This is a genomic window from Candidatus Tenderia electrophaga (assembly GCA_001447805.1).
GTDB lineage: Bacteria > Pseudomonadota > Gammaproteobacteria > Tenderiales > Tenderiaceae > Tenderia > Tenderia electrophaga.
Window position 1 is genome coordinate 2,778,762 of the sequence record CP013099.1, and the last position, 23,922, is coordinate 2,802,683.

At 61.1% G+C, this 23,922-nt stretch carries 20 protein-coding genes; 14 read left to right on the top strand and 6 right to left on the bottom strand.

Annotated features, from left to right (window positions below):
* The first annotated feature begins 118 nt into the window (after positions 1-118).
* The gene (locus Tel_12725; GenBank protein ID ALP53928.1) at positions 119-1,693 is read left to right on the top strand and encodes a hypothetical protein; all 1,575 of its coding nucleotides are present in this window, start codon (positions 119-121) and stop codon (positions 1,691-1,693) included.
* Complete coding sequence (locus tag Tel_12730) at positions 1,690-4,095, top strand: trehalose 6-phosphate phosphorylase (GenBank protein ID ALP53929.1); 2,406 nt, start codon at positions 1,690-1,692, stop codon at positions 4,093-4,095. Before Tel_12725 ends, Tel_12730 begins: the two co-directional genes overlap by 4 nt.
* A gap of 15 nt (positions 4,096-4,110) precedes the next feature.
* Here Tel_12730 and Tel_12735 read toward each other — a convergent pair whose 3' ends face one another.
* From Tel_12735 to Tel_12760, 6 genes are all read right to left on the bottom strand, one after another.
* On the bottom strand, positions 4,111-4,620 hold the full coding sequence (locus Tel_12735) for a hypothetical protein (protein ID ALP53930.1): 510 nt from the start codon (positions 4,618-4,620) through the stop codon (positions 4,111-4,113).
* A gap of 130 nt (positions 4,621-4,750) precedes the next feature.
* Positions 4,751-5,146 carry a hypothetical protein gene (locus tag Tel_12740; protein ID ALP53931.1) on the bottom strand — a complete coding sequence of 132 codons (396 nt, stop codon included), beginning with the start codon at positions 5,144-5,146 and terminating at the stop codon, positions 4,751-4,753.
* Between the two features lie 274 nt (positions 5,147-5,420).
* Positions 5,421-6,032, bottom strand: a complete 612-nt coding sequence (locus Tel_12745; GenBank protein ALP53932.1) for a hypothetical protein — start codon at positions 6,030-6,032, stop codon at positions 5,421-5,423.
* The gene (locus Tel_12750) at positions 6,029-10,264 is read right to left on the bottom strand and encodes a hypothetical protein (protein ID ALP53933.1); all 4,236 of its coding nucleotides are present in this window, start codon (positions 10,262-10,264) and stop codon (positions 6,029-6,031) included. The genes Tel_12745 and Tel_12750 overlap by 4 nt, the downstream gene beginning before the upstream one ends.
* Before the next feature lie 479 nt (positions 10,265-10,743).
* On the bottom strand, positions 10,744-11,112 hold the full coding sequence (locus tag Tel_12755) for a hypothetical protein (protein ALP53934.1): 369 nt from the start codon (positions 11,110-11,112) through the stop codon (positions 10,744-10,746).
* A gap of 48 nt (positions 11,113-11,160) precedes the next feature.
* Complete coding sequence (locus tag Tel_12760) at positions 11,161-11,616, bottom strand: hypothetical protein (protein ALP53935.1); 456 nt, start codon at positions 11,614-11,616, stop codon at positions 11,161-11,163.
* A 177-nt stretch (positions 11,617-11,793) separates the two neighbouring features.
* On the opposite strand from Tel_12760, the gene Tel_12765 reads away from it, so the two are divergent.
* The 12 genes from Tel_12765 to Tel_12820 all read left to right on the top strand — a co-directional run bounded on the left by Tel_12765 (position 11,794) and on the right by Tel_12820 (position 23,922).
* Positions 11,794-12,390 (top strand): DNA ligase, encoded by a 597-nt coding sequence (locus tag Tel_12765; GenBank protein ID ALP53936.1) that lies wholly within the window; start codon positions 11,794-11,796, stop codon positions 12,388-12,390.
* Positions 12,383-13,390 carry an ATP-dependent DNA ligase gene (locus Tel_12770; GenBank protein ID ALP53937.1) on the top strand — a complete coding sequence of 336 codons (1,008 nt, stop codon included), beginning with the start codon at positions 12,383-12,385 and terminating at the stop codon, positions 13,388-13,390. The genes Tel_12765 and Tel_12770 overlap by 8 nt, the downstream gene beginning before the upstream one ends.
* 6 nt (positions 13,391-13,396) lie before the next feature.
* The gene (locus tag Tel_12775) at positions 13,397-14,314 is read left to right on the top strand and encodes an ATP-dependent DNA ligase (GenBank protein ALP53938.1); all 918 of its coding nucleotides are present in this window, start codon (positions 13,397-13,399) and stop codon (positions 14,312-14,314) included.
* Between the two features lie 210 nt (positions 14,315-14,524).
* Complete coding sequence (locus Tel_12780; GenBank protein ALP53939.1) at positions 14,525-15,529, top strand: hydroxyacid dehydrogenase; 1,005 nt, start codon at positions 14,525-14,527, stop codon at positions 15,527-15,529.
* A 26-nt stretch (positions 15,530-15,555) separates the two neighbouring features.
* Positions 15,556-18,219, top strand: a complete 2,664-nt coding sequence (locus Tel_12785) for an ATPase (GenBank protein ALP53940.1) — start codon at positions 15,556-15,558, stop codon at positions 18,217-18,219.
* A 105-nt stretch (positions 18,220-18,324) separates the two neighbouring features.
* A complete protein-coding gene (locus tag Tel_12790) occupies positions 18,325-18,720 on the top strand; it encodes a hypothetical protein (protein ID ALP53941.1) in 396 nt (131 codons plus the stop codon).
* Positions 18,721-18,828: 108 nt separating this feature from the next.
* Positions 18,829-20,583 (top strand): pyruvate oxidase, encoded by a 1,755-nt coding sequence (locus Tel_12795; GenBank protein ALP53942.1) that lies wholly within the window; start codon positions 18,829-18,831, stop codon positions 20,581-20,583.
* A gap of 65 nt (positions 20,584-20,648) precedes the next feature.
* Positions 20,649-21,614: a hypothetical protein gene (locus Tel_12800; GenBank protein ALP53943.1), complete on the top strand. Its 966-nt coding sequence runs from the start codon at positions 20,649-20,651 to the stop codon at positions 21,612-21,614.
* A gap of 14 nt (positions 21,615-21,628) precedes the next feature.
* Positions 21,629-22,216, top strand: coding sequence for a superoxide dismutase (locus Tel_12805; protein ALP53944.1), 588 nt, complete (start codon positions 21,629-21,631; stop codon positions 22,214-22,216).
* A 66-nt stretch (positions 22,217-22,282) separates the two neighbouring features.
* Positions 22,283-22,708 (top strand): hypothetical protein, encoded by a 426-nt coding sequence (locus tag Tel_12810; GenBank protein ID ALP53945.1) that lies wholly within the window; start codon positions 22,283-22,285, stop codon positions 22,706-22,708.
* A 103-nt stretch (positions 22,709-22,811) separates the two neighbouring features.
* Positions 22,812-23,510 carry a hypothetical protein gene (locus Tel_12815; protein ID ALP53946.1) on the top strand — a complete coding sequence of 233 codons (699 nt, stop codon included), beginning with the start codon at positions 22,812-22,814 and terminating at the stop codon, positions 23,508-23,510.
* 34 nt (positions 23,511-23,544) lie between these two features.
* Complete coding sequence (locus tag Tel_12820) at positions 23,545-23,922, top strand: hypothetical protein (protein ID ALP53947.1); 378 nt, start codon at positions 23,545-23,547, stop codon at positions 23,920-23,922.

The window sequence follows — 23,922 nt, forward strand, 5'->3', positions numbered from 1 at the left end:
TGCCCGCGACCTGCCATGAAGCTATTGCGCATTGACGTATTTCAATGAATATTGACGCGGCGCGGGCGAGCCTCGTACACAGCCCTAAATCAATCAGAACAAGGCGGAACCCACCCGCATGGATCGCAACCATTCTCAACCCTGCCTGGAGCTGAATCGCTTCGACGCTGCCGTGTTTGACCTCGACGGTATCATCACCCGCACTGCCGATCTGCACGCCGCGGCATGGAAGGCAATGTTCGACGATTATCTGAAGCAACGCAGCGGACCCGGGCAGTTCCGTCCCTTTGACAGGCACGGTGACTATCGCCGCTATGTGGACGGCAAACCCCGTTATGAAGGGGTGCGCAGTTTCCTTGAAAGCCGCGCGATTGAGCTGCCCGACGGCCGACCCGAGGACGGTCCGGACCAGGAGACGATCTACGGCCTGGGCCAGCGCAAGAACCGGCTGTTCCTGGACCTGCTGCGTCATCAAGGTGTCGAGGTCTACAGCTCCACTCTGCAATTCATTCGCCGTCTGCGTCAGGCCGGTCTGGGCATCGCGGTGGTCTCGTCCAGTCGCAACTGCGCGGCCGTACTTGAGGCGGCGGATGTCGCCGACCTGTTTGATGCCCGCGTCGACGGCAGAGACCTTCAGCGTGACGCGCTGGCCGGCAAACCCGCGCCCGACATGTTTCGGGAGGCCGCCCGGCGACTGGCCATAGCGCCGCACCGCTGCCTCGGCATCGAGGACGCCACCGCCGGGGTGGCGGCCGCCCATGCCGCCGGGTACGCCCATGTCATCGGCGTCGACCGGGCGGGTCAGGCCAAGGACCTGCGCGAGCACGGTGCCGACACGGTGGTTGAGGACCTGGGCGAGGTGGTGCTGTGCGCCGATCACAGCGACAAACCGCATCCCGCCCTGCCCTCGGCCCTGGACAGCCTGGACCGTATTGTTCCGGACGCAGACGGCGACGTGGCCCTGTTCCTCGACTTCGATGGCACGCTGACGCCCATCGTCTCGCAGCCGGACCAGGCCGCGCTGAGCACGACCATGCGCACCACCCTCCAACACCTTGCCGGCCTATGCGAGCTGGCGGTAATCAGCGGCCGTGATCTGGCCGACGTGCGCCGACGCATGGGCATCGAGGGTATCTGGTATGCGGGCAGCCATGGCTTCGAACTTACCGGTCCCGGCGGTCAGCACGACGAATATCAGGAAGGCGGCGCCTACCTGCCCAAACTGGATCAGGCGCAGCGCCAGCTGAACGATCAGATAGGCGACATCCAGGGCTGTCTGGTGGAGCGCAAGCGTTTCGCCATCGCCGTCCATTACCGCCAGGTGGATAATGATGACGCGGTTAACGAGATAAAGCAGACTGTCAAACAGATTCACAGCGCCGTCGAAGGCCTGCGGCTCAGTACCGGCAAAATGATCCTGGAGCTGCGCCCCGACATCGATTGGGACAAGGGCAAGGCCCTGCACTGGTTGATGCAGATGATGGATCTGGACCCGGCGCGCTTCCGGCCCATTTACCTGGGCGATGACGTCACCGATGAAGATGCCTTTCGTGAGATCAAAGGAGAAGGCGTCGGCATCCTGGTCGCACCCGCCGACCAGCCCACCCGCGCCCGCTACCGTTTGGCCGACGTGGATGCCGTACAAACCTTCCTGCAGCGCTTTGGCCAGCGCCTGGAATCGCAATCGAAATGAGCGACTGGACCCTGGATTATGACGGCTTCGAGCCGGGGCAGGAGGCCTTGCGCGAGGCCTTGTGCACCCTGGGCAACGGCTATTTTGCCTGGCGCGGGGCCGCGCCTGAATCCCGGGCCGACGAGGTGCACTATCCGGGCACCTATATCGCCGGATGCTATAACCGCCTGCGCACCGAGATCGTCGGCGAGACCATCGAAAACGAAAGCCTGGTCAATGTCCCCAACGGCTTGGTGTTGCAGTGGCGCATCGACGACGGCGATTGGGTTCGACTCGCCGACGTCGACATCCTAGAGTACCGCCAGCAGTTGATGATCAAACACGGCATACTCAAGCGCAGCCTGCGCTATTGCGATCCGCAGGGTCGTCTCACCCGCATCGAACAACAACGCCTGGTCTCCTTGGACTCGCCTCACCTCGCGATTCTCAGCACCGTGATTCACGCTGAAAACTGGGCCGATACCATCGAGATCCGTAGCGCCCTGGACGGCCGGGTGTTAAACGCCGGCGTGGCGCGTTACAAGGACTTGAACAAGCAGCACCTGCGTAGCGTGAACAGCGAGACACTCGACCCCGACAGCTTCGCCCTGACGGTGGCAACCACGCAGTCGCATATACGGATTGCTCAAGCCGTGCGCACGCGCTTGTGGCGCGGTGACACACGCATCACGCCCGCACCGGACATCGAACGCCGGGACGGCTACATCGCCCATCGCTATCACCTCGAACTCGATCCCGAACGAGCGCTCAGGATCGACAAGCTCATCGCCCTCTATACCTCGCGTGATCACGCCATTAGCGAGACGGGGCTGGAGGCGCGCAAGGCGGTGTCCGTCGACCAGGACTATGATGAACTGGCGGCAAGGCATATCACCCTGTGGAAGCAGCTATGGCAGCGCTTTGATGTCGATATACTCCATGACGATCCGCGCGTGGAGTCCCGCACCAAACAGGTGCTGCGCCTGCATATCTTGCACTTGCTGCAGACCACCTCCCCCCATGTCATGGATTTGGACGTGGGCGTGCCCGCACGCGGTCTGCACGGCGAGGCCTATCGCGGTCATATCTTCTGGGACGAGCTGTTCGTCTTTCCCCTGTTCAACCTGCGCATGCCCGAGATCACCCGTGCCCTGCTGCGCTATCGCCATCGTCGCCTGGGGGAAGCGCGCGCGGCGGCCCGAAGGGCCGGGTATCAAGGCGCCATGTACCCCTGGCAAAGCGGCAGCAATGGTCGAGAAGAGAGTCAACATCTGCACCTGAACCCGAAGTCGGGCAACTGGATCCCGGACAACTCCCATCTGCAGCGTCATATCAACGCCGCCATCGCCTATAACGTCTGGCAGTATTATCAAGTGACCTGCGATGTTGAGTTTCTGTCCTGCTACGGTGCCGAAATGATCCTGGAGATCGCCCGCTTCTGGGCCAGCCTGGCCTCCTATAATGACTCCCTGGAGCGCTATGAGATTCACGCTGTCATGGGGCCGGACGAATATCATGATGCCTACCCGGGCAGCGAACAGCCCGGCGTGAACAACAACGCCTATACCAACGTGATGGCCGCGTGGGTGCTACTGCGCGCCTTGGAGATGCGCGACATCTTACCCAGCCAACGCTTCGCTGAACTGTGTCAGGCGCTGAACCTCGCCAGCGAGGAATTGGCGCACTGGGAGCAGGTGAGCCGGCGCATGTATATCCCGTTTCATGATGACGGCATCATCAGCCAGTTCGACGGCTATGACCAATTGGCGGCGTTCGACTGGGAGGGCTATCGCAGGAAATACGGCGACATACAGCGGCTGGACCGCATCCTGGAGGCCGAAGACGATACGCCAAACCGCTATCAGGTCTCTAAACAGGCGGACGTCTTGATGCTGTTTTACCTGTTCTCCGCCGAAGAACTGGGGGCGTTGTTCTCACGCCTGGGCTACCCCTTCGAATATGAGACCATCCCGCGCAATATCGACTATTACGTGCAGCGCACCTGCCACGGCTCCACCCTCAGCCGGGTGGTCCATGCCTGGGTGCTGGCGCGGGCCGACCGCCCGGGGGCCTGGCCCCTGTTTATGCAGGCCTTGGAGAGCGACGTGGCCGACGTCCAGGGCGGCACAACCCCGGAGGGCATCCACTGCGGCGCCATGGCCGGCACCGTCGACCTGGTCCAACGTTGCTTCACCGGCATCGAGACCCGCGGGGATGTGCTTTGGCTAAATCCACGCCTGCCCGAAGGACTCAAGCGCTTGACGCTCAACATTCGCTATCGCCAACAGATCTTGGAACTGTGGATCAGCCCCACCGCCCTGCGCATCAGTGCCGATCCGACCACCGGGCAGACGATCAAGCTGGGAATCGGTACGCAGATTCACCGGCTGCGCCCGGGCGAGTTGCGTGAATTCCAGTTGTGAAGCGGTCGCCGGTGATCACTCCTGAGCGACATAGCGCAATTTGCGGCTGTCGAACGTATAGGTATGTCCGCTGCCCTGCTTGGTCAGGATTTGACTGCGCTTGAACAGGGCCAGGGTGCGACTCACGCTTTCCGCCGTCACGCCCAGGATGTCCGCCATTTCATGCACCGTCAATAATTCCACCACACCGGCTGCCGCGCTGCGTTCGAATCTGGACAGGAACTCGATCAGCCGTGCCACCCGTGGCTTGATGCCACCGGTGGAGAACTCGGCGATCCAACGGTCCGCCTCGACCAGGTGGGCATAGACCTGGGTCAATATTTCCGCGAACTGGGCCGGCTCCTGACACCTGAGCAGGCGTAGCTTTTCCAGGGAGACGAACTGGGCATCCACATCCTCCACGGCCACGGCGGTGTGCTCGTAGGGCTGGCCAAGGATGCTTTCCAGCCCGATCCAATGATCGGGCGAATGCAGGCGTATGATGCGCGCCCGGCCATTGGGGAGATAGCTGAGCAACTTCACCATACCCGCACGAATCCGATAGACGCCTGCGGCCGTGCCACCCTCCCGATACAGAACGTCTTTGGCGCAAAACTGTTTTGCGCGACAGTCCGCAATCAAAGATGTTGCGTCACTGACGCCACTCTCTACGGCGTTAATCACGGCCATTCTCCCCACCTATGGCCAAGCGACGCTGACCCGTTTCATTGGACAGCCCCGCCTCGCCAGGCGCTTCAAGCGCCTCCAAAGGCGGGCGAAGAAGCTGTTCGACCACTTTACGCGCCGGCTCGTCCAGGGGCCTGAACATGACCCCGAATCCGCTGCTGGCGCGGTGCACCACCATGGCCGGCAGACACAACCAGTCCTCCGCATCCGTCCCCACCCGCACCAGAATATCGACGCATTCACAGCGACGTACGCGGGCCTTGCTCAGAACGAACATACCCTCGCCGCTGATGTTGTACATCAGCCCGGTCACGCCCGCATCGGCACGGCAATACACGTTGACGAAGGCCCAAGCGGATTGCCTGGGATCCAGCCGGTGCTCCATGCATTCGCCGTGCACTGGCGATTGCGCCTTGATCTCTGCCGACTGCCATAGCCTCTTCCCTGACCCTACCATTTGCTTCCGTGCCTCCTAGTTTATGCGCCTCAGTGATCACGCCGGCCCAGGCATCCTGTGCCGAGACCCAGCCGCCGGGGACACTGCAACTCCCCAGCCTCAACAAGGCTATTAGACTATGGAGGGGATGGATACTGGGACGAATCCTAAGTAGGATTACGTAAATCGCTGAACACCTTGTTTGACTAAAAGGCTAGAGAATTCAGCGTGTCTTGGTTGGACACAAATCCGAGAGCTTGATCAGCTCGGCAAGGTTGCTGGCACCCAGTTTGCGCATGATGTTGGCACGGTGCACCTCCACGGTACGGGGGCTGAGATCCAGCGCGCGCGCGATCTCCTTGCTGGACAGCCCCTCCGTGACATGCGACATGACCTGTCGTTCTCTCGGCGTCAGGCGCTCATAGGATTGTTGGGCGTGCCATTGCTGTTGTGTTGATTCACGCCGGTCCTCCGCCAGTGCCAGGGCCCCGCGCACCCGCTCCAGCAACACCTTGCCCCGGACCGGCTTTTCCAGAAAATCCACCGCACCCGCCTGTAAGGCCTGGACCGCCATCGGGATGGTGCCGTGACCGGTGAGGAATATAACGGGGATGCGGTGCCCGGTCTCGGTCATCGCCGCCTGCACTTCGGCGCCGCTCAGACCGGGCATGGCCATGTCCAGGATGACACAACCGTGGCAATCCGCGTCAAATTGCGCCAAAAAGGCGGGGCCGTCGGCATAGGTCTGCACCCTAAACCCGGCCTCCTCCAACAATTGGCATAAGGCATCGCGCAGGGCCGCATCATCTTCAACGATATAAACCGTTCCCGTCATGGCGCAAAGGGCAGGCGGAAATGAAATATACCGCCCGGTTGTTGTGGTTCAACCCACAGCCGGCCGCCGCTGGATTGGATCAGACTGAGGCTGATGCGCAGCCCAACCCCCAGGCCATAGGGCTTGTCACTGGCAAGTTTCTCGAACAGCCCCGCGGCCGTGTTCTCATCGAGGCCGGGCCCGGTGTCGACGACGCTGACCTGGGCCGCCTCGTTCACTGCACGTGAATACACGGTAATAACCCCTCCTGTCATTTGCGCGCCGTAAATGGCTTCGATGGCGTTACGCAGCAGGTTAAGTACGACCTGTTCGATGTGCACCTCGTCCGCCAAGACCGGCGGCAACGTGTCGTCCAGTTTCAGGCGAATGTTAATACCACAGGCCAATGCCTTCGATTTCATCAAGCCGCAGGCGCGTCGGATCACCCCGTTCAAATCCATCGGGACCCGTTCGCTGCCATTGCGACCGACGAATTTGCGCAAGCGCCGAATGATCTCGCCGGCATGCATGGCCTGTTCGCTGATATCGCGCACTTTTTTACCGATCTGCTCCGGATCCAGGGGCGGATGATGCAACAACCGCTCACTACTGTCGGCATGCATGATAATGGTGGCGAGCGGCTGGTTAAGTTCGTGGGCCAAGGTGGTGGCCAGCTCGTTGGCGGTCTGCAGGCGTTGCAGCCGGGACGCCTCCTCCAGATGCTGGCGCGCCTCGGATTCCGCCTTGCGCTGTTCGGTCACATCCGTGCCGGAGCCGACGATACACTGGATCTCACCGGCCGTATTACGAATGGCCGTCGAGCGCCAGCTGATGAGGCGCATGTCGCCCCCTTTTGTGAACCAGTGGTTCTCGTTGACCACCAGCCGTTCACCGGCGGCCAGGCGATCTACCACGGACCTGACGGAATCGGCTTCGTCCGCGGGAATCAGTTTCCACCACGCATCGGTTCCCTTTAGGGCGTCGAAGCGGTGCCCGGTCAGGCTCTCGCAAGCCGGGTTGAATTGAACCAGCTTTTCATCTTGATCGATCACGATGATCAAACTGCCCACGGTATCCAACACAACATCCTTGAAATTGCGTTCTGCCTCCAGTTGTTCACGGCGCTCCGCCAAGTTCAACTCCAAGGCCTTGCGCTGGCTGATATCGGCCACCGCGATAATTGCGTACAGGGGCACGCCTTCGGCGTCACGCACCATAATCGTCTTTACCTCACCCCAGACGACATTGCCGTCGTGGTGCAGGAAACGCTGTTCGCACTGATATACCGCGCGCGCGTCCTGCGCCGCGCCGGACAGCTGCTCGAAGTAGACAGGCCGGTCATCGGGGTGGAGCAAATCGACGAAACTGCGCTGTTGCAAGTCGGCGTCCCTATAGCCCGTCATTTGACGAAAGCGCGCATTCACCACAAGCAGGCGGCCGCTCTGCGGCTCGACCTGGCACATCCCCACAGGCGCATCAGCGAAGATTGCGCGAAACTCCCATTCGCGTTTCGCCAGAGATTCTTGCGCCACACGCCGTTCCTGGATTTCATCCTCCAGCTCGGCGGTGCGCGTGACCACGCGCTGCTCCAGGGTCCGGGCCATCTCGCGCAGCTCCAGCTCGGTTTGCTTGAGCTGGGTGATGTCGGTAAATGTCAGCACCACCCCGTCGACACGCCCGTCATGGCGCCGGTAGGAGGTGATTTGACGCAGATACCAATGATCATCCTGCCCCTGCACCTCTTTGCTGATGGGAGCGACATGATTCAACACCTGGCGGATGTCCTGCTCCAGATCGGCGTCTTGGCAGCGGTAACTGATATCACTCAGGGGACGTCCGAGATCACTGTCAATAAGATTGAATAAGCGCGTAGCACTGGGTGTGAAACGCTGAATGGTATGGTCCGGCGCCAAGAACAATATCGCGGTATCGACGCTGGCGATGAGGTTGTCCATGTCGTTATTGGAACTTTCCAGCTCCTCGACCTTGTCCTGCAGCTGATTGTTGACCGTGCTCAACTCTTCGTTGAGGGACTGCAATTCCTCCTTGGAACTCTCCAGCTCTTCATTGGTGGACTGCAGTTCCTCGTTGATCGACATGACCTCTTCGTTGGAGACCTTGAGTTCTTCATTGCTGCTTTCCAGCTCCTCGATGGTGCTCTGCAATTCCTCGCGGGTGGACTTGAGTTCAAACTCCAGTTGCTGCACCAAGGACTGGTCGCTGGCATCCGGATGAGCGGCGGCCGCCGGCGCCGGGCCGGGCAGCGTTTGCGGTTCGTCCTGGAATGTAATCAGGAACAGCTTGTCGCCCAGGCGCCGGTCCGGCAACGCTTGAACGCGCATCCGGACCGGCACGTTGCGGCCGTCGCGCTTGATGTGTAAATCCTGAATTTCGATATGCTGCTTGTCGCCCAGCGCGCCCTGCACCACGGCACGAATACGGGGCCGCAAGCCCGCATAGGCCAGGCTGAGCAAATCACTGCACGGCGGCCCGTCGGGCTGCTGCAGATATAGATGAGTCGGCCCCGAGTAGTGCAGCACGTGGAAGCGCGTGTCGATCACCACCGCCGCCGGGGCGTACTTCTCCACCAAGATCTTGCGGGTGAGTTCTTGCAGCGCATTGGCCTGCCGCTGCACCGGCGGCGACGCGCGGTCCTGCTCGGCGCGGCGCTCTCCCGGCTGGATGGGAAAATTGGCATGCACCCGCCGCGCCGCGCTGAGACGACGAAAAATACGCCACTTGCGCGACACCGGCTGAAACAGATCCACCTGTCGGCCGATGCTCTCGGACGAACCCAACATCAGGAAGCCGCCCTCTTTGAGCGCGAAATGAAACAGCTGCAACAACATCTGCTGGACCTGGGATTCCAGATAGATGAGAAGATTGCGGCAACTCACCAGATCGAGTCGGGAAAACGGCGCATCGGTAAGCAGGTTCTGTGGCGCGAACAGCACCGCCTCTCGTAAGAACTTCTTGACCTGCCGCTTGTGACCGTCGACCTTGGTAAAAAAATGCTCAACCCGCCCGCCCCCCAGATCGTTGACCACACTCTCCGGATAGACGCCGCGACGGCCGACTTCGAGGGCGTTCTCATCCACGTCGGTGGCGAACACCTGCACCGGGCAGGTCTTGCCCGCGGCGTTGAGCGCCTCGAGCAGCAGGATGGCGATGGAATACGCCTCTTCGCCGGTGGCGCAGCCCGGCACCCAGACACGTATCGGCGCATCCGCAGCGCGCCCCTCGATCAAGTCCGGCAACACCAGGGTTTGCAGCACCTCATACATCTCAGGATTACGAAAAAAGGCGGTGACGCTGATAAGCAGGTCTTTACACAAGCGCTGCAGCTCATCCGGTTGGTCGCGCAACAGCGCCGCATAGTCGCTCAGCGTGTCTAGATGGTTAATCCCCATACGCCGCAGCACGCGGCGCAGCACCATGCGTTTGCGATAGGCGCGGAAATCGAAACGGGTGCGCGCCTGAATCAATGCCAACACCTGGCTCAGGTCTTGCTCTACATCAGGGGATTGGACCGCCTCCTCGGTCTCAATAGGAAAATGGCGCACATAGTCAAGCAGCGCCTTGGGCATCTGTTCGGGCGCCAACACATAATCCGCCAGACCCGTGTCAATGGCGCTCGTGGGCATGGACTCGTACTCGGCGCTGGACGGCTCCTGCACCATGACCATACCACCGGCACCCTTGATCGCCTTCAAGCCCGCGCTGCCGTAGCTGCCGGTGCCTGACAGAATAATGCCGATGGCCCATTCATGTTGATCGTCCGCCAGTGAGCGCAAAAAGGGGTCGATGGGCAGATCACTGGCGCTTTTCTGGGCTGGCCGGCGCAAACGGATCACACCTTGATCAAGGCTGAGAAAATGATCGGGGGGGATGACATAGACATGGTTGGGCGCCAAGCGTTGTCCGTCTTGCGCCTCGGACACCGGCATATCGGTTGTTCGGCCCACCAGCGTCGCCATCATGCTTTCGTGGCTGGGATCGAGATGGGGCACCAGCACAAAGGCCATACCGCTGTCACCCGGCATGGCCTTGAAGAACGATTTAAAGGCCTCCACCCCCCCCGCGGAAGCCACCACACCGACGACGGGAAAGGGGCTTTCTGTTATATCACCGTCGGCTTGATCGCCGGACTCATGATGCGGCGCATCCGGATCTTGCAGCGCTGCGTGCGTATCTGACCGGCTGTCGCCTTCCGGCACGGAGTTTTCGGAATCATCCTCCCGTTCATCGGCCATCTGCTGCTTTTTCCATCGTTTCACTGTCCCCCGTGCATGGCGCGTATGCAACTGCCTGCGGCAATATAACGGCCTCCCCTAGCTTATTCTACCGGATTCAAATCAGCGCCGTGCGGACTCTATTTGTCGCCTCTATCGCTGCCACTTTATCACCGTGATAAGTCGCGCATACTCCTTGGCGCAACATCATATTAAATCTGCGCACCCGATATTATCAGCGCATAAAGTGGTATTGTGAATCTGACTTCCACTCCGCTGAAATAAGCCTTTTGAACGGGACGATTCGCGACGTAACGGCACTATTCCGGGAGGCAGGCAGAGATGACGGCCCGCACCGGGGCGACGCTGCGCCGGTGCGGGCGTACTGCGGGGACAATCGGCATCGCTCGGCACATCGGGGTCGGGCGCTTAACCAACACGCGCGCGGCCGATCCCTGAGACGACAACCGCCGATGCAGCTCGGCGGGATGCGACGAGATCTAGTCGTTAGGGGGCTTCACCGGATCCAGACCGAGAATGAACTCCGCCAACTGATCCCGTTGCTCCGCCGTGGTGCGCGGTCCATAGGGCGGCATAGGCACACCGCCGGTGTATTCAGTCCACTTACCCTTACCCCCCTTTTCCATCTGCGCCAAGAGCGTCTTTTTGGCCTCGGCCTGGTCCTGGTCCTGATAGCGATGCGCGACCCAGGCCCACGCAGGTCCGACCACCTTTTTGTCGACAGCATGACAGGCGGTACACCCCGACTTGGTGGCTATCTCCGGCATTTCTTGCGCCAATGCTCCATTGGAGCCCAGTGCCGCGATCGCCAGGGCACTTCCCATAAACATACTCTGTGTTAGCTTCATTGCATCCTCCTTATTTATTTGTAGTTACCGGTGATTGCTCACCGCTCCTCAGCCAACGCCCCGACGCATCGGCACAATCAACACATCGCAAACCTGCGTCTGGGGCAGGTGTTCGATGGCCGTGGGCAGCAGCGCCTTCAAGCCGCGCTGTTCGTGTTCGGCCAGCACCACAAGATCGATCTGATGCGCCTGGGCATAGTCGGCAATCGCGTGCCACGCCGACTCGGTGGTGAATTTCACCTGTTGATGAGTCGGCTTGAAGCCGACCCGATCGACCTGTTCACGCAAGCGCCGGCGGGCCTCGTCTTCACGGTACTGCTGCGGATCCGCGTCTTCCGGTGCGATGACCTGATTGGAACGGCGTTCGGGAAAGTTTTCCACGACATGGAGCAGGGTCAGTTGCGCACCGAAACACTCATTCAATGCCGCCGCCCGGGCACAGGCCAGGTCGCTGGCGGCGGAAAAGTCGGTGGCACACAAGATGTGTCTATAGCTATGCATCATGGAGTCCAAACGTAGCGCCGCCCGGCCGTGGTTTCATTGACAAATATCAATGACGCGCGGCTACCGGCGTTTAGGCCGCCCGACCGGTAATGCCGACATTGACATATCTTAATGTGTCGTTGTTCCACTCTTGCTAGGCTCAATACAACTCAACGGACGCGTCGTCTCGCCAAGACTATGAACGATAAACTTAAGGGCTATCGCAGCAAACGCGACTTCAGCAAGACCCAAGAGCCCCAAGGCGGCGATGGACAGAGCGGCGGGCGGCGCTTTGTCATTCAAAAACACGAGGCCTCCAGCCTGCATTACGATTTTCGTCTGGAATTCGGCGGTGTACTGGTCTCTTGGGCGGTGCCCAAGGGCCTGTCCACCGACCCCGGCGAAAAACGTTTGGCCATCCAAACCGAGGACCATCCGCGCGGCTACATCGACTTCGAGGGCGTCATCCCCGCCGGGGAATATGGCGCTGGCACGGTGATGGTCTGGGATACCGGCCACTACAGGAATCTCAAGGCGCGTAAGGGTCCCGATAGCCAGCGCATGGAAGACGCCTTGAGCGACGGCCTGATTGAGGTCTGGCTGGAGGGTCAGAAGCTCCAGGGGGGCTATGCCCTGAAGCGCACCCAAGGGGGCAAAAAACCGCGCTGGCTGGTGATCAAGATGGATGACGCGGCGGCCGACGCCCGGCGCAACCCCGTCAGCACTGAACCCGACTCGGTCAAGAGCGGGCGCAGCTTGAAGCAGATCGCCGCCGAGGCAGACGAGGATGACTGACTGGCGCGACCAATTGAGCGCGGCGCAACGCCAGGCCCTAACACGAAAGACCATGCCCAAATGGACCGAGCCCATGTTGGCCACCCTCACCGATGCGCGTTTCTCCGCTGACGATTGGATCTTCGAACGCAAGCTGGACGGCGAACGCTGCCTGGTGTTCCGACGCAAAAGCCGCTTGCATATCCTGTCGCGCAACCGGCAGGACCTCAACGACACCTATCCCGAACTGGTCCGCGCGCTGTCCCAGGAAGGACCCGAGCACTACATCGTCGACGGCGAGATCGTCGCCTTCGAGGGTAGGCGCACTAGTTTCTCCCGCTTGCAGGGACGCATCGGCATCGACGACCCCGACGCGGCGCGCGCCAGCGGCATCAAGGTCTATCTCTATCTCTTTGACCTGCTCTATCTGGACAACGCCGATCTGACGGGCTTGCCCCTGCGCAGGCGCAAGCAGCTGTTGCGGCGTTGTTTCGACTTCAAGGACCCGTTACGGTTTACCGCCCACCGCAACGAATGCGGCGAAGCCTACTATCAGGAGGCCTGCGACAAGGGCTGGGAGGGCTTGATCGCCAAGCGCGCCGACAGCCCCTATGTCCACAGCCGCTCCAAGCACTGGCTGAAGTTCAAGTGCGTCAAGCGCCAGGAGCTGGTGATCGCCGGCTATACCGACCCCCAAGGCAGTCGCATCGGCTTCGGCGCCCTGTTGCTGGGCTACTATCACCACAAGCAACTGCGCTATGCCGGCAAGGTGGGCACCGGCTTCGATGACAAAACCCTGAAACAGTTGGGCGAGACGCTTAAATCTATGCAACAGGATGACTGCCCCTATGCCGAGACCCCCAACCAGGCCGGCAAGGACGTACACTGGGTCAAACCCACGCTGGTGGCCGAGATCGGCTTCACCGAATGGACCGCGGATCAGCGCCTGCGCCATCCGCGCTTTGTGGGATTGCGTCACGACAAGGCCGCCACCCAGGTGGTGCGCGAGACGCCGGAGTAAGCTGAGGTGGCACGCTTCGGTCGCTACACGGTGGAACTCTCCAATACCGACAAGGTATTTTTTCCCGACGCCGGGATTAGCAAAGGGGATCTTATCGACTACTACAGCGCGGTGGCCGAGTGGTTGGTGCCCCATGCCAAGGACCGTCCCCTGACCCTGCACCGCTTTCCCGACGGCATCGACCAAGACGGCTTTTACCAGCAGCAACGCAGCGATTATTTTCCCGATTGGATCCAAAGCCGCAAGACAGCGCGGGTCGAGGACAGCCACGAGGATGAAAAGGCCGTGGACCACGTGCTGTGCAACAATCAGGCGACCCTGGTCTATCTCGCCAACCAGGGGGTGATTACCCTGCACGGCTGGCTGTCCCGGGCGCCCCGCCTGACCCGTCCGGATCGCCTCATCTTCGATCTCGATCCGGCGCACAAGGATTTTGGCACCGTGCGCCGCGCCGCCCGGCAGGTGGCGGCGCTGATGCAGCAGCTAAACCTGACGCCCTATGCCATGACCACCGGCTCGCGCGGCCTGCATGTCGTGGCGCCGTTACGGCGCGGGCAGCAGTTCGACGCGGTGCGCGACCTGGCCCAGGCCATGGCCCAGCACCTGGCGCAGCAACACAGTGACGACTTGACGGTGGAGCAGCGCAAGGACAAACGCCAAGGCCGCATCTATCTGGATGTGATGCGCAACGCCTATGGTCAGACCGCAGTGCTGCCCTATGCGGTGCGCGCCAAGCCCGGCGCCCCGGTGGCCACGCCGCTGGACCTGGACGAATTGGACGACAGCGGGCTCGATCCTCAGGGCTGGCATATCAAGAACATTCTGCGACGTTTGGGTCAAAAGGGCGACCCGTGGGCCGACATTCGCCGTCACGCCGTCAGCATCGAGGGGGTGCGCAAAGCGCTGGACAAGATGCGGGATTGAGTGGCCCCAGCCCGCCCCGGCGAGGGGAGGAAAAAACCAGGCGGGTCTAAAGCGCCGTTTCTCCTGCTCCGCAAACCGGGCAGCCGGGTGAAAATTGACCATTGTCAATGCCACCTTCCGAGCCAGTTGTTTGAATGTTCCCTGTGCTGCTCAGGCGGTGACTGCGACGCCGGGCCGATGGTGATACATATGAATCACAAGGAAGATCCAATGCACATCACTCTGTTTGAGATCGAACAATGGGAATGCCAGGCCTTTGCCCCATTGCAGGAACAGCACCGGCTTGTCTTTGAGGAACACCCCCTGCGCATGGACAACGCCTCGGACTATGCCGAGACCGAAGTGATCTCGACCTTTCTCTATTCCAAGCTGGATGCCCAGGTGTTGCAGAAACTCCCCCAGCTGAAGATGATCACCACCCGCTCCACCGGTTTCGATCATATCGACCTGGACTATTGTCGTGAGCATGACATCATGGTGTGCAACGTACCGACCTACGGCGAGAACACCGTGGCCGAACACGTATTCGCCCTGCTGCTGGCCATCAGCCATCGGCTAGGCGAATCGGTGGACCGTACCCGCAAGGGCGATTTTACCAATGATGGTCTGCGCGGCTTCGATCTCATGGGTAAGACCCTGGGGGTCATCGGCAGCGGCAATATCGGCCGCCATGTCATCAAGATCGCCCAGGGATTCGGTATGGAGGTGGTGGCCTATGACCTGCATCCAGACGAGCAGTTCGCCGCGGAGTGGAACTTTGAATATCTCGCCATGGAGCAACTACTCGGCCGCGCCGACGTGATCACCCTGCACGTGCCGGGCAACCAGGCCACTCATCATCTCATCGATCAGGCGGCCTTTGCCGCCATGAAAGACGGCGCGGTGCTGATCAACACCTCGCGCGGTACGGTAGTGGATGTCAATGCCCTGCTCCACGCCCTGGCCGAGGGCAAGATCAAGGCGGCCGGGCTGGATGTGCTGGCCGAGGAACCAGTGATCCGTGAAGAGGCCGAGCTGCTGCGCGCGGTATTCTCCCAACGCCATGACCTGAGTGATCTGCTGGCCGACCACATTTTGCTGCATATGAACAACGTCATCATCACGCCCCACAATGCCTTCAACACCACCGAGGCGGTGCAGCGCATCCTTGATACGACCCGCGACAATATCGCCGCCTATATTCGCGGCGAACCCCGGAATACCGTACCCGAATAATTGCCGACCCCTCGCGCGGCGAATCCATGAGCGAACCCTATCGACAAACGGCCGAGCAGGTCCTGCAGCAACAAGACGTCTCCGCCGCGCAGGGGCTGTCGTCCCAGCAGATAGAACAGCGACAGCGGGAATACGGGCCCAACCGGCTGCGGCGCGCCGGCACGCGTCCCGCCTGGCGCATCCTGCTGAAGCAGCTGGAGAGCGTGGTAGTCATATTGTTGATCAGCGCCGCGCTGGCAGCGGCCGCCTTCGCCCGTGTGTTGGAGGCCCTCGCCATCGCTGCCGCGGTATTGGTCAACACCGTCATCGGCTTCTTTATGGAGTGGCGCGCCACCCGCGCCATGGAGGCCTTGCAACGCATGGGCAAGATCCAGGCGCGGGTATGTCGCGAGGGCAAGGTGCAACAGCTGACGGCCGGTGCTCTGGTGCCGGGCGACATCGTGCTGCTGGAGGCCGGCGACATGGTAGCCGCCGACCTGCGCCTGCTGGAGAGTAACAAACTACAATGCGATGAAGCCGCCCTGACCGGGGAATCGGTGGCGGTCAACAAACAGGTGGAGCCCCTCTCCGGGGACGACATCCCCCTGGGTGAGCGCAGCAACATGGCGTACAAGGGCACCGCAGTGACCCAGGGCTCGGGCAGCGGGGTGGTGGTGGCCACCGCCATGGACACCGAGCTGGGCCATATCTCCGAGCTGGTGGAACAGGCCGAGCAGGCCGCCACCCCGCTGGAAAAACGGCTCGATGCCCTGGGGCGGCGCCTGGCCTGGATCACTTTGGCCATCGCCGTAGTGGTCGCGGGGGTCGGACTGCTGGCGGGCAAGGACTGGCTCATCATGGTGGAGACCGCCATCGCCTTGGCCATCGCCGCGGTACCCGAGGGGCTGCCGGTGGTCTCCACCCTGGCCCTGGCACGCGGCATGCAACGCATGGCGCGACGTAATGCCGTGGTCAAGCAGCTCTCCGCGGTGGAGACCCTGGGCGCGACCAGTCTGATCTTCACCGACAAGACCGGCACCCTCACCGAAAACCGCATGCGGCTGCAGCAATTGGCACTGGACACCGGTATCCTGCAGCGCGAAGACGACACGTGGTGCCGGGACGACAACCGGGTCGAAGCGAGTCAATGCCCTGCCCTACAGGCCGCCCTGGAGGTGGCCGCGCTGTGTAACAACGCCGCCCTGGATGAAGATGAGGCGGTGGGCGATCCCACCGAGGTGGCCCTGTTGGAGGCGGCCGCCGGTGCCGGCCTGCAACGCCGAGCATTGCTGGAAGATTACCCCGAGCTGCGCGAGGTGAGCTTCGATCCGCAGGTGAAGATGATGGCGACCTATCACCGCTGCGATGAGGATGTATGCGTGGCGGTGAAAGGGGCCCCGGAGGCGGTGCTGCCAGCCTGCACCCACCTGCTCTGCGATGACGGTGAACGCGACTTGGACGACGAACAACGGCGCCAATGGCAACAGCACAGCGAGGAACTGGCCAGCCAGGGACTGCGCCTACTGGCCCTGGCCCGGAAACGCGTCGCCGAGGAGCAGGCCGAACCCTATGAAAATCTGACCCTGATCGGCCTGGCGGGGCTCTACGACCCGCCACGGACCGGGATCAAACAGGCCATCGCCGCCTGTCAACATGCCGGTATCCGCGTAGTCATGGGCACCGGGGATCATGCCGCCACCGCCGGCGCCATTGCGCGGGAGATCGGGCTGGATGGTCCCGACCGGGTGGTGCAGGCCGCCGAGCTGCCGGCCCTGGAGGCGCCGGATAAGATGGCGGAATCGCGGCGCAGTGAATTGCTCGACACCTCGGTCTATGCCCGCATCAGTCCGGAACAAAAGCTGGGGTTGATCCGCCTCTATCAACAGGCCGGCTATGTGGTCGGGATGACGGGCGACGGCGTGAACGACGCCCCGGGCCTGAAGAAGGCCGACATCGGCATCGCCATGGGCCAGCGCGGCACCGAGGTGGCGCGCGAGACCGCCGACATTGTGCTCAAGGACGACGCCTTCGACACCATCGTCGTCGCCGTCGAACAGGGGCGTAACATTTTCGCCAACATCCGCCGCTTCATCGTCTATCTGTTATCGGGCAACCTGGGCGAGATCATGGCCATTTCCGCCGCCGCCCTGGTGGCCGCGCCCCTGCCCATGCTGCCCTTGCAGATCCTGTATATCAATTTCATTTCCGATGTCATGCCGGCACTGGCCCTGGGATTGAGCCGCAGCGAACCCGGCGTCATGGACCAGCCACCTCGCGCCAGTGGCGAACCACTGTTGCTGCGGCGTCACTGGCTCGCCATCGTCGCCTACGGTGCCTTGATCGCCGCGGCGGTGTTGAGCGCCTTTGCCATCGCCCTGCAAGTACTGGAACTAACAGAGGCCGAGGCGGTGACCATCGGTTTTCTTACCTTCGGCTTCGCCCGCCTCTGGCACGTCTTCAATATGCGCAATCCCGCCTCTCCCCTGCTGCTCAACGAGATCAGTCGCAACCCCTATGTGTGGCTGGCCTTGTTCATCGGTGTCGCATTGTTGCTGGGCGCCGCTTATCTGCCCCTATTGGCCCAGGTATTGACCGTGGTGGCGCCCGACTGGCGCGGCTGGCTGTTGAGCCTGGGGTTTTCCCTACTGCCGTTAGTGTGGGTTCAGGTGATGAAGGGCCTGCGCCTGGGCTGGGAAAAAGAGGCGACTTGAACACCGCGGGAATTGCGAATTTTCAATGCTCCGTTGCGGCACGCCTTATACGCTCAGTCACAACATCGCATGTTGAATCAAGACCACGAACAGGGGGTGACTTTAATGGACTTTCACCACTTCATCGGACAGATTCAGGATCGCGCCCAGTTGGGCACCACCCAGGCCGCAGTAAGCGCGACCCACGCCACCCTCACCACCCTGGGCGAGCGGCTGACGGAAGGCGAACGGAAGGACTTGGCGGCACAACTGCCGCAGGAGGTGGGCCATTACCTGATCGAGGGTGACAGCGGCCAGACATTCGATATAGATGCGTTCTTCAGTCGCATCAGTGCCCGGGAACACAGTGACGTGCAAGACGCCGTTTATCATTCGCGCGTGGTGCTGGAGGTATTGCAGGAGGCCGTGTCCCCCGGCGAGATTCGCCAGATCAAGGACCAGCTGCCGCCGGAGTTTTACAGCGTCTTCGAGTCGGGCAGCAGCGGCAAGCTCAAGCGCTAACCCCGTTTGGCGACGCCACTCGCCTCGCCATGGGCGTGGTGGCTTGGCCACTTCCGGCGTCCCGACGGATAAGGACGTCACCTTTTCATTCCCGACGGAGATTTTCCCATGGCCAAGCAGAGCGCAGCAGATATCTTGGTGGAACGCCTGCTGGATTGGGGTGTAGAGGTGGTATTCGGCATGCCCGGCGACGGCATCAACGGCCTCATGGAAGCGCTGCGCAAATGCAGTCAACGTATACAATTCATCCAGGTACGCCATGAAGAGGCGGCCGCCTTCATGGCCTGCGCCTATGCCAAGTACAGCGGTCGACTGGGGGTCTGCCTGGCCACCTCCGGTCCCGGCGGCATTCATCTACTCAACGGTCTCTACGATGCCAAACTGGACGGGCAGCCGGTACTGGCCCTGACGGGTCTGCAATTTCATGACCTGATCGGTACCAGCACTCAGCAGGACGTGGAATTGGACAAACTGTTTATGGATGTGGCCAAGTTCAACGCCCGCATCATGGGCGCCGCCCATGTGGAGAACATGGTGGACGTGGCCTGCCGCACAGCGTTGGCCTATCAAGGGGTGAGCCATCTGACCTTTCCGGTGGATCTGCAAAGCGCGCCGGCTGAACGCAAGGGATCCAAGCGCAACATCCCCTATCACAGCTCCGATGAATTCGCCCGCACAGCCCGACTGCCCACGCGCCAAGATCTGGAACAGGCGGCGGCGATCCTCAACAGCGGAGAACGCATCGTCATCCTCGCCGGCCGCGGCGCCTTGGGCGCCACCGACGAGCTACTGGAACTGGCGGAGCGACTCGGCGCCCCCATCGCCAAGGCCTTATTGGGCAAGGCATGCGTCCCCGACGACAGTCCTTACACCACCGGCCCGGTGGGCATGCTGGGCAGCCGCCCCTCACAACAGGCCTTGGAAAACTGCGATACCCTGCTGATTGTCGGCAGCAGTTTCCCCTATATCGAATATTATCCTGCCCCCGGTCAGGCGCGGGCGGTACAGATTGAACTGGACCCGGCCCGCCTGGGGCTGCGCTATCCCGTCGAGGTGGGATTGATCGGCGACAGCGCCCGTACCCTGCAAGAGCTGTTACCGCTCCTGGAATACCAGGAGAAACGCGATTTTCTTGAACGGGCACAACAGGGAATGGAGGATTGGCAGGCGCTGATGCGCGACCGCGGCACTGTCCGGGACACACCCATGAAGCCGCAGGTGGTGGCTTGGGAACTTGGCCGACGCCTGCCGGACAACGCCATCGTCTCCTGCGACTCAGGCACCATTACCACCTGGTTTGCCCGTCAGATCCCGGTCAAACGCGGCCAGATGCACTCTCTTTCCGGCACCCTGGCCAGCATGGCCAACGGCCTGCCCTACGCCATCGCCGCCAAGATTGCCCACCCTGATCGCCCCAGCGTCGCCTTTGTCGGTGACGGCGGTCTATCCATGCTGATGGCCGAGCTGGCGACCTGTGTCAAATACCAACTGGATGTCAAGATCGTAGTGATCAAAAACAATTCCCTGGGCATGATCAAGTGGGAACAGATGGTCTTTCTGGGTAATCCTGAATACGGTTGTGAATTGCAACCCATCGATTTCGTCAGTGTGGCAAAGGGCTTCGGCGTGAGCGCCTTTCACATCGAGGATCCGGCCGCTTGCGGCGCGACATTGGAGCGGGCCTTTGCCACCGACGGGCCGGTCTTAGTTGAGGCCTTGGTCGATCCCCACGAACCGCCGCTGCCGCCATCGGTGGACTTAAAAGACGCTAAGCATTTCGCCCAAGCCCTGATCAAGGGCCAACCCAACCGCAAGAAGATCGCGCTTACCGCCCTCTCGGACAAGGTGCGGGAATTGATCTAGCGCCTTTACCTAACATGGATCACGCAGCAGCGTGTGAATGTCACCACAGCACTCAAATTATAAATATGAAACCTATCGCCACACTGACCATGAACCCCGCCGTGGATGTGATCGCCGAGGTGGAACAGCTACAGCCGGGCAAGAAACTGCGCAGCCCAAGCCGCACTGATCATCCGGGCGGCGGCGGCATCAATGTTGCTCGAGTCATACGCCGCTTCGGCGGCGAGGTCCGGGCGGTATTCCCCGCCGGGGGCGAGGTGGGCGAGAGACTGTCCCACCTGCTTGAGCGGGAGAATGTTCAGTACCACGCCGTACCGGTAACGGCGCAGCCACGCCAGAACTTTGTCGTGCATGTAAAACAACCCGATGAGCTATACCACTTCGTCATGCCCGGTGCGCCCCTGAGCGAGGCCGAGGCCGAACGCTGCCTGAAGGAGTTGCTGCGACTGCAACCGCGGCCCCGTTATCTGGTGGCCAGCGGCAGCCTGCCACCGGGCGTGGATGAAACGTTCTACGCCCGAGTGGCCCATCTCGCCCATCGACACGACATGCGCTTGATCCTGGATACCTCGGGGGCGCCGCTGCGCGCCGCTCTGGATGAAGGGATCTATTTGATTAAACCCAATCAACGGGAATTCGCCGACCTGGCGGGAGAACCCCTGGCCGAAGACGAGACGCAGCGGCGCGAGCAAGTCGCGGCCATGTTGGCACAAGGCAATATGGAGACCCTGATCGTCACCTTGGGTGAGGCGGGCGCCATCCTGGCCACACCGCAACAACAGATACGGGTCCGCCCACCTGCCATAAAAGGCGTCAGCCCCGTCGGCGCCGGAGACAGTTTCGTCGCCCTGCTGGTCCTGAAGCTGGCGCAGGGTAACGCTATGCAAGAGGCGCTTGGCTACGCTGTGGCCGCAGCCGCGGGGGCGGTCCTCACCCGCGGTACCGAATTATGCCGAGTGCAAGATGTGGAGCGCATCTATGAACAGATGTCGCACGATGACACCGCCATTCAAATCCATGGCAACCCTTAAAGGAGGCGAGCACCATGCCCATTGAACTGCCATCCCTACCCTATCCCAAAAACGGCCTGGAACCCTATCTCAGCGCCGAGACCCTCGAGTTTCATCATGACAAACATCATCAAAAATATGTATCCAAACTCAATGGGCTGATCAAAGACACAGAGTTCGCCGCGCAGTCCTTGGAAACGATTATCACCACGGCCCCCATCGGTCCGATTTTCAACAACGCCGCCCAGGTCTGGAACCACAACTTTTACTGGCGCTGTCTCACGCCTAACGGTGAACAACAACCGGAAGATCCCTTGGCCGAGGCCATCGACTCGAGTTTTGGTTCCTATGATCAATTCAAGGCGCAATTCAACCAGGCCGCCACCGACTTGTTCGGGGTGGGATGGGTATGGTTGGTGAAGGATGGTGCCGGCGTGGTCTCCATACTCGCCACCAAAGACGCCGACAATCCATTAAAACACGGGCGCATTGCCCTGCTCACCTGCGATGTCTGGGAGCATGCCTTTTACATCGATTATCGCAACGACAAGGCGCGCTATATGCAGGCGTTCTGGCAGGTGTGCAACCTACGCTTCGCCGAGGAACGCTATCGCGCCAATTGACCGGCCTGTGCCGGGTCGAGCAACGCGGCAGATCGGTAAATATTTAAAGGAAAAACGGAGGCGTATATGACTAAAGTCGCCATCAACGGCCTGGGCCGCATCGGCCGGGCCACCTCCACCGGGGCCGCCAGCGCCACCATCGATGTTTTGCCGAACTATCGCGGCAAGTTCGACGGTCTGGCCATTCGCGCGCCGGTGGTGGTGGGTTCCATCGCCGACATCACCTTCGTCACTGAACGCAGCACCAGCGTCGAGGAGGTCAACGACATCTTTCGCGCGGAGGCGCAAGGTGAACGCTATCAAGGGGTGCTGGGGGTCACTGAGGAATCCATCGTCTCCGCCGACATCATCATGGATCCGCGCGCCTCTATCGTTGATCTGACGCGCACGCGCGTGGTCGACGGTGATCTGGTCAAGATCATGAGTTGGTATGACAATGAATGGGGGTATGCCAGTCAAATGGTGAAACAGGCCCACACCCTGTTGCAATAGAAATAGCGGCATCTGCGCTTCCGCAAGGCTCATTGACCGATCGCAATGCATTCACCGCTTAGCTGGGCGATACTTCGTTGATTGAATTTAAGAGAGAACGCTCATGATCGGAGTATGCGGCATCACGCACCAATGGCAACAGGACTTCCATGCATCATTGCGACAACACAGCGGCGTCGACTTACGCGGCGTGGCACTTCGTGTCAAGCAGGGCGGGCAATGCCTTATCCTGGAAGGCTCGGTGGCCCACATCGCAGCGAAGCGGATGGCACTGACTAAACTGCGGCAGTTGGCCGGAAAGCATCGACACGTGGACGATTGCCTGAACATCAAGACCAGCCAGCAGGACAGCGGCGCGTTACGCAATAAAGTGGCCCGGGTCCTGCTTAGCGAACCCGAATTCGAGCGTTACAACCTCATCGTCAGCAGCCCGGAGAGAAGCCAGCGACTGCGCCCGCGGGGCTTTCAGGGGCAGGGTTTAATCCATGCGCGCATCCTCGAGGGAACGGTAAGCTTGGCCGGACAGGTCACCGGCGCCAGCCAGTATCACTTGGCGGAATTGGTCATGTGGTGGATCCAAGGGTGCCGCGATGTCATTAATCGTCTGCGCATCATAGGCAGTGACACTCGCGCGGGGCAGCCGCCGGGCGGGACCGCTAACTGCGCCTCCATATCGGAACGCAATGCCGAGCCGCGTTCCGGTAAGCCTGTAGGCGGCAATCCCCCGCAACGATTACCGGCCAACGCATTGCGCCCTTGCGCGCTCACTTCGACGCGCCGGCGCTGGCCCCCCGTTCACTGAAACCAGTATGCGGTAGACAAAGGAGGGCAAATTTATGATCAATGCAGAATTGTTGCGAGACAAGGGCATCCTCGTGGTAATGCCGGTGGACACATTGGAGAAGGCCGATTTCGAACGTCTGAATCTACTGGTCGATCCCTATATCGAGGAACACGGCAAGTTGACCGGCATATTGATCGACGCCGAGTCCTTCCCCGGCTGGGACGACTTCGCCAGCATGCTGACCCACATCCGTTTCATTCGCCATCACGAAAAGAAGGTGGAACGGGTGGCCGCGGTCAGCGACCAGGGCTTTCTGGCCATCCTCCCCAAGGTGGCCGATTACTTCGTCTCCGCCGAGGTGCGTCACTTCGAATATCAAGAACGGGACCGGGCCCTGGCCTGGTTGGAAACGGGACTCAAAGTGGACTAG

What these genes read in the sequence shown, in the direction of transcription:
- Tel_12730 (ALP53929.1), top strand. Translation starts at nt 1,690, where the DNA reads ATGAGCGACTGGACCCTGGATTATGACGGCTTCGAGCCGGGGCAGGAG.
- Tel_12760 (ALP53935.1), bottom strand. Translation starts at nt 11,616, where the DNA reads ATGATGCATAGCTATAGACACATCTTGTGTGCCACCGACTTTTCCGCC.
- Tel_12795 (ALP53942.1), top strand. Translation starts at nt 18,829, where the DNA reads ATGGCCAAGCAGAGCGCAGCAGATATCTTGGTGGAACGCCTGCTGGAT.
- Tel_12785 (ALP53940.1), top strand. Translation starts at nt 15,556, where the DNA reads ATGAGCGAACCCTATCGACAAACGGCCGAGCAGGTCCTGCAGCAACAA.
- Tel_12780 (ALP53939.1), top strand. Translation starts at nt 14,525, where the DNA reads ATGCACATCACTCTGTTTGAGATCGAACAATGGGAATGCCAGGCCTTT.
- Tel_12800 (ALP53943.1), top strand. Translation starts at nt 20,649, where the DNA reads ATGAAACCTATCGCCACACTGACCATGAACCCCGCCGTGGATGTGATC.
- Tel_12765 (ALP53936.1), top strand. Translation starts at nt 11,794, where the DNA reads ATGAACGATAAACTTAAGGGCTATCGCAGCAAACGCGACTTCAGCAAG.
- Tel_12755 (ALP53934.1), bottom strand. Translation starts at nt 11,112, where the DNA reads ATGAAGCTAACACAGAGTATGTTTATGGGAAGTGCCCTGGCGATCGCG.
- Tel_12820 (ALP53947.1), top strand. Translation starts at nt 23,545, where the DNA reads ATGATCAATGCAGAATTGTTGCGAGACAAGGGCATCCTCGTGGTAATG.
- Tel_12815 (ALP53946.1), top strand. Translation starts at nt 22,812, where the DNA reads ATGATCGGAGTATGCGGCATCACGCACCAATGGCAACAGGACTTCCAT.
- Tel_12745 (ALP53932.1), bottom strand. Translation starts at nt 6,032, where the DNA reads ATGACGGGAACGGTTTATATCGTTGAAGATGATGCGGCCCTGCGCGAT.
- Tel_12750 (ALP53933.1), bottom strand. Translation starts at nt 10,264, where the DNA reads ATGGCCGATGAACGGGAGGATGATTCCGAAAACTCCGTGCCGGAAGGC.
- Tel_12735 (ALP53930.1), bottom strand. Translation starts at nt 4,620, where the DNA reads ATGGTGAAGTTGCTCAGCTATCTCCCCAATGGCCGGGCGCGCATCATA.
- Tel_12790 (ALP53941.1), top strand. Translation starts at nt 18,325, where the DNA reads ATGGACTTTCACCACTTCATCGGACAGATTCAGGATCGCGCCCAGTTG.
- Tel_12805 (ALP53944.1), top strand. Translation starts at nt 21,629, where the DNA reads ATGCCCATTGAACTGCCATCCCTACCCTATCCCAAAAACGGCCTGGAA.
- Tel_12810 (ALP53945.1), top strand. Translation starts at nt 22,283, where the DNA reads ATGACTAAAGTCGCCATCAACGGCCTGGGCCGCATCGGCCGGGCCACC.
- Tel_12725 (ALP53928.1), top strand. Translation starts at nt 119, where the DNA reads ATGGATCGCAACCATTCTCAACCCTGCCTGGAGCTGAATCGCTTCGAC.
- Tel_12740 (ALP53931.1), bottom strand. Translation starts at nt 5,146, where the DNA reads ATGGAGCACCGGCTGGATCCCAGGCAATCCGCTTGGGCCTTCGTCAAC.
- Tel_12770 (ALP53937.1), top strand. Translation starts at nt 12,383, where the DNA reads ATGACTGACTGGCGCGACCAATTGAGCGCGGCGCAACGCCAGGCCCTA.